Source organism: Bacillus sp. CPT56D-587-MTF, assembly GCF_058792335.1.
The window spans coordinates 3,625,979-3,640,876 of sequence record NZ_JBYTEF010000001.1 but is presented as its reverse complement, the minus strand read 5'-3'; the positions used below and the strand labels follow the sequence as shown (position 1 = coordinate 3,640,876).

The 14,898-nt window shown below is 34.8% G+C and carries 13 protein-coding genes, 1 pseudogene and 1 riboswitch; of the genes and pseudogenes, 7 read left to right on the top strand and 7 right to left on the bottom strand.

Features of this window, described 5'->3' with window-relative positions; translation table 11 throughout:
- The first annotated feature begins 137 nt into the window (after positions 1–137).
- Complete coding sequence (gene malR, locus AC3WVZ_RS18625) at positions 138–1,160, top strand: maltose operon transcriptional repressor MalR (RefSeq protein WP_000219053.1); 1,023 nt, start codon at positions 138–140, stop codon at positions 1,158–1,160.
- 129 nt (positions 1,161–1,289) lie between these two features.
- Positions 1,290–2,659, top strand: a pseudogene (locus tag AC3WVZ_RS18620) (IS1182-like element ISBth7 family transposase); the annotation flags it as partial.
- A 107-nt stretch (positions 2,660–2,766) separates the two neighbouring features.
- On the opposite strand, the gene AC3WVZ_RS18615 reads toward AC3WVZ_RS18620, so the two are convergent.
- Positions 2,767–3,930 (bottom strand): aminotransferase A, encoded by a 1,164-nt coding sequence (locus AC3WVZ_RS18615; protein ID WP_233935245.1) that lies wholly within the window; start codon positions 3,928–3,930, stop codon positions 2,767–2,769.
- A gap of 122 nt (positions 3,931–4,052) precedes the next feature.
- Positions 4,053–4,253 carry a hypothetical protein gene (locus AC3WVZ_RS18610; RefSeq protein WP_000929278.1) on the bottom strand — a complete coding sequence of 67 codons (201 nt, stop codon included), beginning with the start codon at positions 4,251–4,253 and terminating at the stop codon, positions 4,053–4,055.
- 310 nt (positions 4,254–4,563) lie between these two features.
- Here AC3WVZ_RS18610 and kinB point away from each other — a divergent pair, with 310 nt between their 5' ends.
- Positions 4,564–5,838 carry a sporulation sensor histidine kinase KinB gene (kinB, locus tag AC3WVZ_RS18605; RefSeq protein ID WP_000420370.1) on the top strand — a complete coding sequence of 425 codons (1,275 nt, stop codon included), beginning with the start codon at positions 4,564–4,566 and terminating at the stop codon, positions 5,836–5,838.
- Positions 5,839–5,876: 38 nt separating this feature from the next.
- Here kinB and AC3WVZ_RS18600 read toward each other — a convergent pair whose 3' ends face one another.
- On the bottom strand, positions 5,877–6,626 hold the full coding sequence (locus tag AC3WVZ_RS18600) for a DUF3967 domain-containing protein (protein WP_233936591.1): 750 nt from the start codon (positions 6,624–6,626) through the stop codon (positions 5,877–5,879).
- A 226-nt stretch (positions 6,627–6,852) separates the two neighbouring features.
- On the opposite strand from AC3WVZ_RS18600, the gene nucA reads away from it, so the two are divergent.
- Positions 6,853–7,287: a DNA-entry nuclease gene (nucA, locus tag AC3WVZ_RS18595; protein ID WP_000811494.1), complete on the top strand. Its 435-nt coding sequence runs from the start codon at positions 6,853–6,855 to the stop codon at positions 7,285–7,287.
- A gap of 36 nt (positions 7,288–7,323) precedes the next feature.
- Positions 7,324–7,713, top strand: a complete 390-nt coding sequence (gene comJ / locus AC3WVZ_RS18590) for a competence protein ComJ (RefSeq protein WP_000424030.1) — start codon at positions 7,324–7,326, stop codon at positions 7,711–7,713.
- Between the two features lie 38 nt (positions 7,714–7,751).
- Here comJ and metE read toward each other — a convergent pair whose 3' ends face one another.
- The 3 genes from metE to AC3WVZ_RS18575 all read right to left on the bottom strand — a co-directional run bounded on the left by metE (position 7,752) and on the right by AC3WVZ_RS18575 (position 12,742).
- Positions 7,752–10,040, bottom strand: a complete 2,289-nt coding sequence (gene metE / locus AC3WVZ_RS18585) for a 5-methyltetrahydropteroyltriglutamate--homocysteine S-methyltransferase (protein ID WP_001007608.1) — start codon at positions 10,038–10,040, stop codon at positions 7,752–7,754.
- Positions 10,041–10,168: 128 nt separating this feature from the next.
- Positions 10,169–10,356, bottom strand: a riboswitch (cobalamin riboswitch).
- Between the two features lie 197 nt (positions 10,357–10,553).
- Positions 10,554–11,111 (bottom strand): PadR family transcriptional regulator, encoded by a 558-nt coding sequence (locus AC3WVZ_RS18580; RefSeq protein WP_139846722.1) that lies wholly within the window; start codon positions 11,109–11,111, stop codon positions 10,554–10,556.
- An 89-nt stretch (positions 11,112–11,200) separates the two neighbouring features.
- Complete coding sequence (locus AC3WVZ_RS18575; protein WP_000449910.1) at positions 11,201–12,742, bottom strand: MDR family MFS transporter; 1,542 nt, start codon at positions 12,740–12,742, stop codon at positions 11,201–11,203.
- A 411-nt stretch (positions 12,743–13,153) separates the two neighbouring features.
- Here AC3WVZ_RS18575 and AC3WVZ_RS18570 point away from each other — a divergent pair, with 411 nt between their 5' ends.
- Entirely contained in the window at positions 13,154–13,660 is a 507-nt protein-coding gene (locus AC3WVZ_RS18570; protein WP_079004393.1) for a hypothetical protein, read from the top strand.
- Positions 13,661–13,691: 31 nt separating this feature from the next.
- On the opposite strand, the gene AC3WVZ_RS18565 is transcribed toward AC3WVZ_RS18570, so the two are convergent.
- The gene (locus tag AC3WVZ_RS18565; RefSeq protein WP_000939448.1) at positions 13,692–13,925 is read right to left on the bottom strand and encodes an SPP1 phage holin family protein; all 234 of its coding nucleotides are present in this window, start codon (positions 13,923–13,925) and stop codon (positions 13,692–13,694) included.
- A 162-nt stretch (positions 13,926–14,087) separates the two neighbouring features.
- On the opposite strand from AC3WVZ_RS18565, the gene AC3WVZ_RS18560 reads away from it, so the two are divergent.
- Positions 14,088–14,741 (top strand): diguanylate cyclase domain-containing protein, encoded by a 654-nt coding sequence (locus AC3WVZ_RS18560; protein WP_000680820.1) that lies wholly within the window; start codon positions 14,088–14,090, stop codon positions 14,739–14,741.
- Positions 14,742–14,898 lie beyond the last annotated feature (157 nt).

Below are 14,898 nucleotides of genomic sequence, written 5' to 3'. Positions count from 1 at the left end.
CTATATCCCTTACAATACATGAAGAGGGAGAATAGGATTAGTTTTGCAAGATATAAGAAATGAAAGTTTATGACTTGCAATGAGTGCGAGATAAAATATATGAAAAATGGCAGAGAAATGAGAGGAGGGGGATTTTTATGACAGTTACAATTAAAGATGTGGCGAAGCAAGCGAATGTTGCACCATCAACAGTTTCTCGTGTAATTGCTGATAATCCAAGTATAAGTGAAAAGACAAAGCGCCGTGTTAGGAAAGTGATGAGTGAATTAGGGTATCATCCCAATTTAAATGCGAGAAATCTTGCGAACCAAACGACGAAAACACTTGGTCTTGTTATGCCAAGTTCTGCAAGTAAAGCTTTTCAAAATCCATTTTTCCCAGAAGTTATAAGAGGGATTAGTTCATTTGCACACGTAGAAGGTTATGCGCTTTACATGTCGACAGGTGAAACGGAAGAAGAAATTTTTAATGGTGTCGTAAAGATGGTACAAGGACGCCAAATTGGTGGCATTATTCTTTTATATTCAAGGGAGAATGATCGGATTATTCAATATTTACATGAACAAAATTTCCCGTTTGTTTTAATAGGAAAACCATATGATCGAAAAGATGAAATTACATATGTAGATAATGACAATTATACAGCTGCAAGAGAAGTGGCAGAATATTTAATTTCATTAGGGCATAAACAAATCGCGTTCATTGGTGGTGGATCAGATTTACTTGTAACGAGAGATCGTTTAGCTGGTATGAGTGATGCCTTGAAATTAGCAGACATTGTATTACCAAAAGAATATATTTTACATTTTGATTTTTCGAGGGAAAGTGGTCAACAAGCTGTTGAGGAATTAATGGGACTGCAGCAACCGCCAACGGCAATTATGGCAACGGATGACTTAATTGGACTTGGTGTGTTAAGTGCTCTTTCTAAAAAAGGATTTGTTGTACCGAAAGATGTTTCTATTGTAAGCTTTAATAATGCTTTATTATCGGAAATTGCGAGCCCTCCACTTTCGACAGTTGATGTGAATATTTATCAGCTAGGATATGAGGCGGCAAAAGCTTTAGTTGATAAAGTAGAGAATGCAGAATCCACTGCAAAGTGTATCATTATTCCTCATAAATTACTAAAACGTCAAACTTGTGATCATTATGCATAAAAAAGCTAAGAGTTTAACTCTTAGCTTTTTTCAGGCTGTGGAGAAAGTCTTCTCCACAGCCTGTTTTTGTGTCTGAACCTCTTTTTATGTGTCAACACTGATAAAAAAGAGGAAAAGGAGAGATTTTTTATGATGGGTGCTTTAAAAAATCATCGTGATGAGCGTGTATCTGTTTCTGTAGAAGAGTTGGTTCCACAAGATCATTTCCTTCGTGCAATTGAAGCGACAATTAGTTTTGATTTTATTGAAGAGAAGTTACGCCCTTATTACTGTGAAAACAATGGACGCCCGTCCATTCATCCTATTGTTTTATTTAAGATGATGTTTATTGGATATTTTTACGGTATTCGTTCTGAGCGTCAATTGGAAAAGGAAATTAAAACGAATATTGCCTACCGTTGGTTTTTAGGGTTTTCTCTATCGGATACTATTCCGGATCACTCTACAATCAGTTGGAATCGTCGTACTCGTTTTATTCATACAAATATTTTCGAAGAAATTTTTGATGAGATTGTGAGACAAGCGACGGAGCACCGGATGGTAGGAGGACGTGCACTGATGACAGATTCTACACATATTAAGGCCAATGCCAATAAAAATAAATTTGTACATAAATATAAAAAAGAAAAAGCAAAGTTTTATATAGACGAGCTAGAAGCTGCGGTAATCGAAGATCGTGAGGTACATGGAAAAAAGAATTAAAACCTAGAAAGGAAAGTGATACCCCTACCAAAAAAACTCGTATAAGTACAACGGATCCAGATAGTGGATTTTTAATGAGAGATGGAAAACCAAATGGTTTTCATTTCTTGGATCATCGTACGACTGATGCGAAGTACAATATTATTACAGATACCTATGTAACGGCTGGAAATATGGCAGATTCCGAGCCGTATTTAGCACGCCTCCAAGCTCAGATTGATAAATTCGACTTCAAAGTAGAAGCTGTTGCCCTTGATGCTGGCTATTTTACAGGATATATCTGTAAGAAACTATCAGAACGGAATATATTTATGGTGATGGGGTATCGCCGATTTGGAAAACGGAATAAAGAAGTACCGAAAAGCCAATTTAAATATGTAGAAGAAATGAATGTTTTCGCTTGTCCGATGGGATGTATTCTAGAATATGTAACAACTGATCGTGAAGGATACCGTCAATACAAATCGAATCCAGAAGACTGCGCTGTTTGTCCGTTACGTGAGGTGTGCTTTTCAAAGAAACAAAAACAAAAAGTTATCACTCATCATGTGTGGGAGAAATATAAGGATATTGCTAGAAAAAACAAGCTAACAGCTACAGGGAAAAGGTTGTATAAAGTACGCTGTTCCACTATAGAGCGAAGCTTTGCAGACGCCAAAGAACTACATGGCTACCGCTATGCCCGGTTTCGAGGGCTGAAGTCTGTCCAAATGCAAGCTTATCTCACCGCAGCTTGTCAAAACATGAAAAAAATAGCCCTCCACCTGACCAAAAAGGGTCAGGTGGAGGGCTATTTTTTAAAATTCTATTATTTTATGTTGTTTTTATTCGCTAAAATCAAAAAAGATTCCAGAGTGTTGGGAACCCTAAAGGGTTTCCCAACACTCTGAAAAAAGCTAAGAGTTTAACTCTTAGCTTTTTTCATTAGAAAGGCTTCTAATCGGTCGCAGCCTTCTTTTAAAGTTTCGATACTATACGCATAGGACAAGCGAAGGTAGCCTTCACCGTATTCAGAGAATGCTGTTCCAGGAACTACAGCTAGTCCCGCTTCTTTGACAAGATCAAGTGCAAAATCAAATGATGAAGATGTCAAATGACCAACATATGGGAATAAGTAAAATGCACCTGTTGGCTTTTCAACTGTTAATCCCATTTGAGTGAGTCTATTATATACGTAATCACGGCGTTTTTTATATTGGTGGCGCATCATTTTTGGTGCGTCTTTAGCTGCTGTTAATGCTTCAATTGCAGCGTATTGAGCGATTGAAGTAGCACACGTTACATTGTATTGATGAACTTTTAATATGTGTCCTGCTAAATAGCTTGGTGCAAATAAAAGTCCAACACGCCAGCCAGTCATAGAATGTGATTTAGATAAACCGTTAATGACAATTGTCTTTTCACGCATTTCTGGGAAATGAGCGATAGATGTATGCTTTTGTTCATATACAAGCTCGCTATAAATTTCATCTGAAAGGACGAAAATATTTTTATCTTTTAAAACATCTACAATATCTTTTAGCTCTTCTGTTGATAAAGTTACACCAGTTGGATTAGAAGGATACGGTAGTACGATACATCTTGTTTTTTCTGTAATAGCATTTTTAAGCGCTTCAGCTGTTAAACGAAATCCAGTTTCACGAACATCTACAAAAACAGGCGTTGCACCGCATAATCGAATAATGGGTTCGTAACCTGGATAAATAGGAGCAGGTAAAATTACTGCTGTTCCTGGCTCTAAAATCGTTCGGAATGCAACATCAATTGCTTCGCTAGCACCGATTGTAACGATGGTTTCGTTTTCAGGTGAGTAATGTAAATCGTAGTTATCTTTTACAAAGTTACAAGCTGCCTTACGTAATTCTAGTAAACCAGCGTTATGTGTATAGCTTGTATAGTTTTCTGTAATCGCCCGTTTTGCCGCTTCTTTTACGAGAGAAGGTGTAGGGAAATCGGGTTGTCCAATTGTTAAAGAAATCAAATTATCATAGTTTTGAATCATGTTAGAGAATTGACGGATTCCAGAAATTTGGATGTCCTTCACTCTAGGGTTAATGAATTGTTCCATTGTATCTCCCTTTCTTCCGTTTGAAAATTAAGTTCATTTTATCATATTTTCTATGATTACGCTTTGTATATGTTATTTAGAAAGAGAGAGAAAAGAGAAAAAAAGCCGCTATAAGCGACTTTTTAATATCCGTATTCCCAATCTATTTCATCTTCATTCCAGAGTACAGAGGATACCTTGCCAAGGTGAACGACTGATTGGTTCACAGCACATGTGCAGTTTTCATCTCCCGCTTTATGCTGTAACTCTTCATATACTGATTTTTCAACATTTTCTAGAACAACCAAATTTTCTTCTTTTAAAACAAGCGTAGTACCCGCCATATTTATCTTCCTCCTACTAAAGTAATGATCACTTATTTGTAAACATAGATAGTATGGATTATATGCTGTATTTTGCTATAGTTGTCCGTCTAAAAAAGTATTTTTATATTTTCTTTGTAATCCGTATTCATTGTATACTGCACGAAGGAAATTTGGTACAGGGTTTACAATCATTTCGAAAATCTGTAACAATTATTATGAGTTGTTAACAAAGAATTAACAAATATGTTAAGAAAAATCAAAATTTTAAAACAAATACACCTATAAAATGATATAATCATATCAAAATACATATAGGGGATGAGAGGTTATGGAGCTTATCCGTGATTTATTGATTCAAATTGCCATCATAATTTTGCCACTATTTTTATATGAAGCGATTCGTTTAAATCGCTATCAAGAAATGCCTCCGAAGCCAAATCGTTACTTTATTATGTTTTTATCTAGCGTTACGCTCGTTCTCTCCATGACATACTCTATTTGTTTTGGCAATGTGTGTGGGTATAACTTTCACCCCATTCCAATTGTCAGTGGTTTTTTATATGGTGGGATTGTTGGTTTAATCCCAGCGGTTATTTTTGTTGCATATGAATGGTTACTAAAGGGAATGAGCTTTCTTCCAGTTTTAGAAGTAATATTTTTATTGATAGTTCCGCTATTTTTATCAAAGAAATGGTCTCTTTTTTCAAGGGATAAGAAATTAATTTTAGCATTTATGATTTCATCATTTTATGTGCTTGTTTCTTTAGTATTAGGCATGATTAATGTTCTTTTGGAAACAGGATTTACACCGTATATTTCGCAAATATATAGCGGATTTATATTTGCCTCGCTTATCATGGTCATGACAATGGTATTTCAGGTGTATTTAACTGAATATTTAAACGAAAATGCATTGCTACGTACAGAGATGCAAAAATCAGAAAAGCTTAATATTGTAAGTGAGTTAGCAGCAAGTGTGGCACATGAAGTTCGAAATCCACTAACTGTTGTTCGTGGATTTATCCAATTGCTAGAAAGTACGGAAGATGTGAAGAATAAGGATTATATGCGTCTCGTATTAGCTGAATTGGATCGGGCGGAACAAATTATTTCAGATTACTTAAATTTAGCAAGGCCGCAAATTGAGAAAAAAGAACACATTTGTTTATCAGCCCAATTAATAGAAATGACCACTCTCATGTCGTCATTTGCAGCGATGCAAGGTGTATATTTACAAGTTGAAATTTCAGAAAGTCTTTATACGATTGGTGATAAGACAAAATTGAAGCAAGCTATTATGAATGTTGTTAAAAATGGTATTGAAGCAATTCAAGGAAATAAAGGATATTTAAAAGTAACAGCTATTCAAAAAGACGAAACAATCATAATAAGAGTTAAAGATAGTGGTGTTGGTATGACGAATGAACAGTTAGCAAGGCTTGGGCAACCATATTATTCTTTAAAAGAAAAAGGGACAGGATTAGGACTTATGGTAACATTTAGTATTTTACAAGCGCATAATGGTACATTGGAATATAAGAGTGAAAGTGGAAAAGGCACTGAAGCAATTATTATATTACCAGCTGTACAAAATAAGGAATAAAAGTTACCGATGAAAGGTAACTTTTTATTTTATATTGTTTATTCATTTGTTTTTTCTTGTTTTGCTCGGCTAAATAAACTTTTAAATGATTGAAAGAAGCTTTGCTCTTTTGAGGCAGCAACCATTCTTTTTGTTTCTTGAATTTCTCGAATAACTTGCATAAGCTGTGCATCACGGTTACTGTCTTTATTATACATTTGACTAACAAGTTTATTCATTTTTTCTTCCTGTTTGGATTCTCGTTTATACATATGATTCATTAATAAGTCCATCTTTTCTTTTTGCAGTGCATCTGTTTGAGCGGCGTGATCGACTAACTCTTGAAGCATTTTTTCTTGAGAGCCTTCTTTTACATAAACTTGTTGCATCAATTCGTCTAGTTTCTCATCCTTTAAACGATTTTGTGTAATTAAAGTAGAATTTTGATGAATAATTGCCTCATTTAATTGAGCTAGCATTTCAAGTTTTAACATGAACTCCTCAAAGTTACGCCCATCTTCTTTTTCTTTCGTTTGTATCTCTTGCTTATCTTGTATAACTGGTACAGGTGGGGCCTCTTTTTCTTTTAAAATAATCGGTATCGTTTCTGAAATATCTTCTTGTAATGTAGCAGCTCTTTCGTGTATAGATTTCAATAATTTTAAATCATCAAGTTTATAAATACGAGCATCAGCTGTTTTGGAAATCATATAACCATGTTCTTCTAACAGTTGACTATATTTGCGAACTATATGTTTTGGGATGCCTGTTTTATTCGTGACATCTTTCGTTTTATAGGTAGCTTCCATCATATTTCCTCCCCAAAAAGTATCGTATATATCATTTCAATCTTTTATGAGGACTTCCTTTGAAAAAGAATGTCGGAAGGCTATTAGTTTTCTACAGCATTAGTGAAAAAATGAAAATTTTTGGCGGAATGGCAAGGAATAACTAAAATAATGTCTGAAAACATATACAGGAGAAGTTTGTTATAATAACGGAGGAAAAGAAACTGGTAGAAACATGGAGGTATACATGAAGCAATTAAAAGGTATTATCATTTCAATTATCGCAATTCTGTCTATTTTAGTAGCAGTTTATGAAGTACTTGTGCCAGAGGAAACAAGTGTAAAGAAAACGAATACGTATGATCAAGTGTTAGAATTTCCGAAAGAACGTTATCCAGAGACAGGAAAACATATTACGGATGCTATAAAAGAAGGGCATTCAGAAGTTTGTACAATCGATCGTGGTGGTGCTGCAGATAGAAGGAAATTGTCGTTAGCACCATATCCATCAAAAAAAGGGTATGATCGTGATGAATGGCCAATGGCGATGTGCAAGGAAGGCGGAAAAGGAGCACATATTGAATATATAAGTCCGGCGGATAACCGCGGAGCAGGTTCTTGGGTAGGGAATAAGTTAGATAAATACCCAGATGGTACGCGAGTAAAATTTGAAGTGAAGTAGTAGTTGTATATTTCATAATGAAGGAGAAGGGGAACTATGGAGTTAACGATTTCTTATTCGCAATTAATGTTGATGAACTATGACGGTGAGCAGCCTTATGTAGATTGGACTGATGAAGATTTTGAAAGAGGTTATGCTAAGGCAGATGGAACTGTTATTTTTGAAGCACTTTCTGATTATACTTGTGAAGTGAAAGTGACCCCAGGGAAACATATTGAAAAAGAAGAAGTAGTTAGAACGATTACGGTTCCTTTTACAGTTGAAAATGAAAGTATCGTTATAACGAGTATTCTTTCTAATAAATTTCAAATACCTATTCCAAATGGTGAGTATACAGTTGTATTACAAGCAATTCCTCTTGAAGAGCCAACGGATGATGAATTATATAAAATACAATATGAATTCTTTTTTGAAAGTAAAGAATAAAAAATGGGTTATCCTGAGAAAAGGATAACCCATTTTTGTTATGCGTTTGTTTTTAAAAGGGAACGAGCATCTTTCGCTGCTTGCACCATATGTTCTAAAGCTGGAATAACTTCTTCTGTTCTTCTCGTTTTTAAACCACAATCAGGATTAATCCAGAAATATTTAGGATCACATACTTCTAAAGATTGTTCTACGATTTTATACATTTCATCTTTACTCGGTACACGTGGGCTATGAATATCATATACACCTAGGCCGATGCCTTTTTCATATGTTGTATGTTTTAATGTATCAATAAATTCTCCGTGACTTCTTGATGTTTCGATAGAAATTACATCTGCATCTAATGCGCGAATCGCGTCAACAATATCTTCGAAGTTACTGTAACACATATGAGTATGAATTTGTGTTTCATTTGCTACAGAAGAAGTTGCTAAAAGGAAGGATTGTACTGCCCATGTAATATAAGCATCCCAATCTTTTTCTTTTAGTGGCATTCCTTCACGAAGTGCGGGCTCATCGACTTGGATTACTCTAATTCCGGAAGATTCAAGTAGTTCAATTTCGTGACGAAGAGCTAGTGCAATTTGATACGAAACTTCTTTTCTTGGAATATCATTTCGAACGAAGGACCAATTTAAAATTGTAACAGGTCCGGTTAACATTCCTTTTACAACTTTCTCTGTTAAGCTTTGCGCATAAACTGTTTCCTTAATAGTCATGCCGTTAATAAAGGCTACATCACCATAAATAACAGGTGGTTTTACGCAGCGGGAACCGTATGATTGTACCCAACCGTTTTTAGTGAATGAGAAACCAGCAAGGCGCTCACCAAAATATTCGACCATGTCAGTTCTTTCAAATTCACCATGTACAAGGACATCAAGCCCAATTTCTTCTTGGTAACGAATCCATTTTTCTGTCTCTTTTTCAATAAATTGTTCATATTGTTCATTTGAAATAACACCGTTACGCCATTCTTTTCGCGTTTGACGAACTTCAGTTGTTTGCGGGAAGCTACCAATAGTCGTTGTTGGTAATAGCGGTAACTCTAGAGCAACTTGTTGTAATTCGTATCGTTTTTCAAATGGAAGAGGACGTGAAAAATCTTCTTCTTTTAGTGCTGTTCGTGCTGCTTTGACATCTTCTCGGTTACGTGCAGCAGATGAACGAATTGTATGATGTACGTTTCGATATGTTTCCAGCTCATTACTAATGCTTTCTGTACCTTGAGTGAGAGCGGAATGAATAAGAACTAATTCTTCTAATTTTTGATTTGCAAATGCTAACGCATCAAACAGCTCAGTCGATAAGTGAGTTTCTTCTGTTTTATCGATTGGTGTATGCAATAAGCTACAAGAAGGCTGAACGATGATATCTTTCGTTTGGACTTGTTTTTGTAACGTTGTAAATAACTCAAGAACTTCATCAAGGTCAGCTCTCCAAATGTTACGGCCATCTATACAACCGACAGCTAAAGTTTTATCAGCTGGGAATCCATATTTTGAAATAGCATTTAGATTACCTTCTTTACCATGAATGAAATCTAATCCAATACCGGATACCGGGAATGTAATAATTTCTTCATAGTTTTCTTCTACGCTATCAAAATATGTTTGTAAAAGAAGAGTCGCATTTGGAACTTCTTTACGAATAGCTTCATAAATTTCTTTTGCTTGTTGAACTTCTTTTTTAGTTAAAGAAGCGAAAATCGGTTCATCAACTTGAATGGCTGGTGCACCAGCTGCATGTAGTTCTGAAAGCAGTTGTACGTAAGGTGCAACTAACTGTTTTAAAATGGTAGGAAATTGTTCTTGTGTATAGCCTTTAGCTAATTTTAAGAAAGTATATGGTCCTAAAATAACAGGCTTTCCATCTACTCCTAATTCTTGTTTTGCCTCTTCGTATAAGCGAAGTGGACGATTATCTTTTAAAGAGATTTGTAATCCCTCTTCATATTCAGGAACGATATAGTGATAGTTTGTGTTAAACCATTTTGTCATTTCGGAAGCTACGTGATCTTTAGAGCCACGCGCCATTGCGAAATATACATCAAGGTAAGATGTAAACTCAGAAAAACGTGATGGAATAAATCCTAGCATATAGGCAGTATCCAAAACGTGATCATAATATGTAAAGTCGCCAATTGGAATGAGTTCAATCCCTTTTTCTTGCTGTACTTTTACGTGTTGAAGGCGAATTTCTTTCATTGTTGTTAAAAATTGTTCTTCATCGATTTTATTGGACCAAAAAGCTTCCAATGTTTTTTTCCACTCTCGTTGTAGTCCGATACGTGGATAACCTAAGTTACTTGTTTGAATTGCCATTTTAAATTCCTCCCTAATTGAAAGTAAGCATTTCCGTTTACTAGGAAATACCTATAACAAAAAGTACAAAGACATAGAAAATAAGCCTTCCTTTTTGTTTTAACACCTCATCATCATCCGTGAATCTATCAGTGTTGTTAAAACAGGCAGGTCTCCTGACTTATGCTTCATATAATTTCTTTCACCTTCCCGTTTTCACAGTGGCACCAAAAAGAAATCTCAGCATTTACAGTGGCGGGACCGTGTTGGAGTTTCACCAAGCTTCCCTTTTAAACACGAAACGAAACTTTCGTGTACCTATTTTCCTTTTGAAAGGAATTTAACAAGCGATATGATATTGAAACAAATTTTAACATAATTTTTGGAATTTTGTCTACTGTTTTAAAATAAGAAAATTCTAAAGTTTTTATTTCTTAGTATTCTGACTTTTTATATTCTGGAGTAACGAATAATATTACAGTATGAAAAGAGAAATTGAGCTATGAAAGAAGTAGGGATGTCTTCTTTCATAGCTCAATCTTCATCTATAGCAACTTCTGAAAGTTGGCCTGCTATAGCATCTTTAAGGAGGGTGTTTAGCCATTGTAATTCAACTGTAATATGCTCAATTACACTTTGCAAAATATATAGTTGTGCACGTGGAACCTTTCCTTTATTACAATCATATATCGTTTGCATAGTATGTAAATATTGAAGAGTATCGTTTTTCTTTTTTTCTAAAATAGGAACTAATTCGTAATCATTGCTAAAGTGAGCGAAAGATAAGGCTGAATAAATAGGTTTATATATTTGGTTTTTGGCTTCGAATTGTTTTAATAGTAAAGTGTGGAATAGTTTTTTGCCTTCTTCTGTTATATGAAAAATCGTTTTGTCAGGTCGATTTGTGTCTCTAATTACATTTGTAATATGAATTGCCCCTTGCTTTTCTAATTGCTCGAAGGCGTAATAAAGTGATCCTTTAGCATATTTAATGTAACAATCCATTTGTCGTTCTTTCATAATATGCTGCACTTCATATGGATGTTTATCTCCTTCGAGTAGTAAGCCGAGAATGACTAATTTCATGCTCATGCTGTCTCAACTCCTGTATATAAAAACTTTATACATATTATAAACGGCATATCCTTTTTCATAAAGGGATATGCCGCTTCTTTTTTATATTAACTAACTTGCTTTTGTTTTTCTTTCTTTTTAGGGCCTGTAAAGAGGCGTTCATTTCCCATAAGTAAAATACAAATAATACTTAGTACAGCCGGGATGAGTGCCCAGAAGAATGTGTTCGCAATAGATGTAGCGAGAGCTTCCTTAATACCCGCTAATATTTCAGCAGGAATTTTTGCGGTAGCGCCTGGTGATAATAAGAAACTTGTGTCTCCGCCTTTTGGAGCTAATTTTGCTAGTTCAGGGGGGAATACAGAGTTTAGTTTATCTGTAAAAATATGATTTTGAATTGTACCAAAAATCGTTACACCAAGAGTCATACCGAGTGATCGGAAGAATGAGTTTGTTGATGTCGCCGAACCACGGTCCCGCATTTCCAACTTGTGAATAGAAGACATACTTAATACTGAGAATGAGAAACCAACACCAAGCCCAGCGAGAATCATAAATAGTGTTACGAGTAAACGAGGTGTGTCTATTGTTAAAGTACTTAATAAATAAATACCAAGAACGAAGAAGACACCAGATACCATCATAATGTTACGATAGCTTGTTCGAGAAGCTAATTGTCCTCCCGTTTGACTTCCAATTACAGAACCAACCATCATTGGTGTTAAAATTAATCCAGCATTAGAGGCGGAACCTCCAAGGACGCCTTGAATGAAGATTGGAATATAAACTGTACAGATAATGAAAGCGGCACCATAGAAAAAGGCAACTCCTTGACTAGCTGCGAATAAAGGTTTTTTAAATAGATGGAATGAAATAATAGGCTCGGTTGCTTTTCGTTCTACAAAGAAGAAAATAATAAGCGTAATAACTACTGTTGTAAATAAGCCAATAATTACAGTAGAATTCCAGGCATATTCCTTACCACCAAGTTCTAATGCGAACATTAAGCAAACGATACTTATGACAAGTGTAATAGCACCAGCCCAATCAATTTTTTGTTTTCTAAATTCTAGAGACTCACTGTAGTATTTAGTAATGAAGAAAAAGGAGATAAGTCCTAATGGAATATTGATATAGAAGACCCAATGCCAACTTATATAGTCTGTAATATAAGCACCTAATAAAGGACCGAATACACTAGATGTCCCGAAAACAGCACCGAATAGTCCTGTCATCTTCCCGCGTTTTTCTGGTGGGAAGATATCGTACATAATTGTGAAGGCGATAGGCATAAGGGCACCACCACCGATCCCTTGAATAGCTCTATAAATACTTAATTGCTCAATGCTTGAAGCTGTTCCGCAGAGCGCAGAACCGAATAAGAAAAGAATGAGGCCACCAATATAAAAACGTTTCCGCCCGTACATATCAGAAAGTTTCCCGAAGATAGGCATCCCTGCCATGGTTGCTACCATATAAGCTGATGTGACCCAAACAAACTTATCAAATCCTCCCAGGTCTCCAACGATTGTTGCCATTGCGGTTGCAACGATTGTATTATCCATTGCGGCCATTAATATACCAAGCAGTAAACCAGCAACAACAAATTTTGTCTTGTTGGCTTCTTTTTTTAATGGTTGAGTTTCCAAATATAACCCTCCTTTAGAAATAAGTAAACTATATTAAATTTTGAGTGCAGTGGATAAAAAATTTAAATGTATAGTTGATGTTAATTTCTTTTCCATAAGTGCACTTATATGCCATAAAGAATATTATAGTCAAATTTGACTATAAGGCAAATTTTTTCTTCCGTCAAAATATTCTTTCGTATGAGTAGAGAACGAGTGAGCCATACGAATATTGCTATGAAGGGAATGAAGTAAATTGTAAAAAAATTTCATAAAGAACACCTTCTGTTAATAGATGAAAAATGGTTTTTTCTTCATATTGTCGAATAGGATAAAAGGAAGAGAAATATTAAACATTGCTTGTAGCAAGCTTTAGGAATTTGGGGAATTCATTGTGTGTATGTTACATCTGAAATGAGGTGAATATATATTATGAAAATATGGGGACGAATTTCGGATACAGGAAAGTATTCAATACCGCTACAACCAGTATTGTGGATTGACGGATCGAAAAAGGAAAACGAAAACGAATTTCCTCAAGTAGCCGTTACATTACAAATTGGTAGTATGTATACAGAACAATTTTCGTATGAATTGACCTACGATGTAAACGACATACTTATTATGAGAATTGAAGTGGAAAATAAAGGGGTAGAAATGATTTCGAGAGTTGTTGTAAGTCATATGATTCGAGATTACTTTGCTTATATTCCTAATTCTTTAAAAGTTGATAAGGGGATAAGTGAGTTTTTATTCCAGCTTGTTAGATGGCGAATTGATGATTTGTTACCGAATGAGAAGGTGGAACTACGTTGTAAAATAAAAGCTAATAAAGATAAAGCTCTTAAACAAACATTCTTTCAGGCTACATATACATTTCAAGATAAAGAGATATCATATGGCCCACTGCAAACAAATGAAGTTGTTGTGCGTCAATGATAAAAAGGAACCTGTACAAAAGGTTCCTTTTTTAGTGAAGGTTGTGTTTTTTGAGTATTTTCTTTTGCTCCATTCCTTTTTTTCCTACATAGTTATTTTTGTAGCCAAAGTATAGAATAAATAAAAATGAAACAACATTAACAATAGCGTCGATTTGATCGTTTGTAATAAAGTGTATCCCGAAAGAGGTAAATAATAATTTTAATGATAATAGAAAACCAGCTAGCAAACGCATAGCATCTGATAGATTCTCTTTTTGTAGCATATAGATTACTCCTTTCTATAAAAGTTATATATTATATATATGAAATAGAGTAGAAAAGGTATACAAGCTTAAGCAGAAATGTACATTGCATATGTACATTTTTTATTTTGTAGAAAAACATTATTGATATAGAAACATATATTGGTATAAAAGGGGGAAAGTATGAAACATAAAGGAAAAATTAGTGGATTATTGCTTGGCAATACTGTGGCAGTTACAGAATGGATTGCACTTCAGGATGTAATTGCAAAACTGGATTCACGATCATTTTATACCGTCTTTATTATTTATATATTGCAAATGATACTAAGTTATTATTTTGGACATTGGTACGATAAAAGAACAAACGAGCGTATGGGTATGGAAGTAGGAGGAATGGCAAGCAATGATTTTGTTGTTGATTTTTTTGGGAAAGTAGCTGCTTTATCTGAAAGAGATTCTCGTAATATTACAGTGTACATTCTTTCTGTAAAAGAATGGGAAGGGTTAAAAGACACGTTGCAAGAAAAAAAGTTGGGAGTGTTAGTACAAAAATTAGAGAGTACCATTGTAAAGACAATTCGGAAGGGCGATGTTGTTACAAAGTGGGATGAAAATAAGTACGTTATTGTAGCAATTGATAATGGTCATGAAACATCAACAATAACAAAACGATTAATGAAAAATATTGAAAGTGAAATAGAAGGTGATTTACTCAGTGTCACTCTTTTATTTGGAGCAGCTAGCTATCCAGTAGAAGGAAAAACGTTTGAAGAACTGTTGAGAAAGTCGCAAAATCAATTGTACCAGTATAGAAATTTGCAAGAAAATGAGTGAAGCTTTGATTTGAAGATATATGATAGGAAGATGTTTTATTTGTAACATTTTTTTGACTTTTATTACAAAAAAACGCCACGTTTGTAATAAAAGTCTTTAAAAATATATGAAATAAGCATATAATTATGATGGTAGTGCCAATGCAATTTGCACAGTG

What these genes read in the sequence shown, in the direction of transcription:
- malR (WP_000219053.1), top strand. Translation starts at nt 138, where the DNA reads ATGACAGTTACAATTAAAGATGTGGCGAAGCAAGCGAATGTTGCACCA.
- AC3WVZ_RS18615 (WP_233935245.1), bottom strand. Translation starts at nt 3,930, where the DNA reads ATGGAACAATTCATTAACCCTAGAGTGAAGGACATCCAAATTTCTGGA.
- AC3WVZ_RS18610 (WP_000929278.1), bottom strand. Translation starts at nt 4,253, where the DNA reads ATGGCGGGTACTACGCTTGTTTTAAAAGAAGAAAATTTGGTTGTTCTA.
- kinB (WP_000420370.1), top strand. Translation starts at nt 4,564, where the DNA reads ATGGAGCTTATCCGTGATTTATTGATTCAAATTGCCATCATAATTTTG.
- AC3WVZ_RS18600 (WP_233936591.1), bottom strand. Translation starts at nt 6,626, where the DNA reads ATGGAAGCTACCTATAAAACGAAAGATGTCACGAATAAAACAGGCATC.
- nucA (WP_000811494.1), top strand. Translation starts at nt 6,853, where the DNA reads ATGAAGCAATTAAAAGGTATTATCATTTCAATTATCGCAATTCTGTCT.
- comJ (WP_000424030.1), top strand. Translation starts at nt 7,324, where the DNA reads ATGGAGTTAACGATTTCTTATTCGCAATTAATGTTGATGAACTATGAC.
- metE (WP_001007608.1), bottom strand. Translation starts at nt 10,040, where the DNA reads ATGGCAATTCAAACAAGTAACTTAGGTTATCCACGTATCGGACTACAA.
- AC3WVZ_RS18580 (WP_139846722.1), bottom strand. Translation starts at nt 11,111, where the DNA reads ATGAGCATGAAATTAGTCATTCTCGGCTTACTACTCGAAGGAGATAAA.
- AC3WVZ_RS18570 (WP_079004393.1), top strand. Translation starts at nt 13,154, where the DNA reads ATGAAAATATGGGGACGAATTTCGGATACAGGAAAGTATTCAATACCG.
- AC3WVZ_RS18565 (WP_000939448.1), bottom strand. Translation starts at nt 13,925, where the DNA reads ATGCTACAAAAAGAGAATCTATCAGATGCTATGCGTTTGCTAGCTGGT.
- AC3WVZ_RS18560 (WP_000680820.1), top strand. Translation starts at nt 14,088, where the DNA reads ATGAAACATAAAGGAAAAATTAGTGGATTATTGCTTGGCAATACTGTG.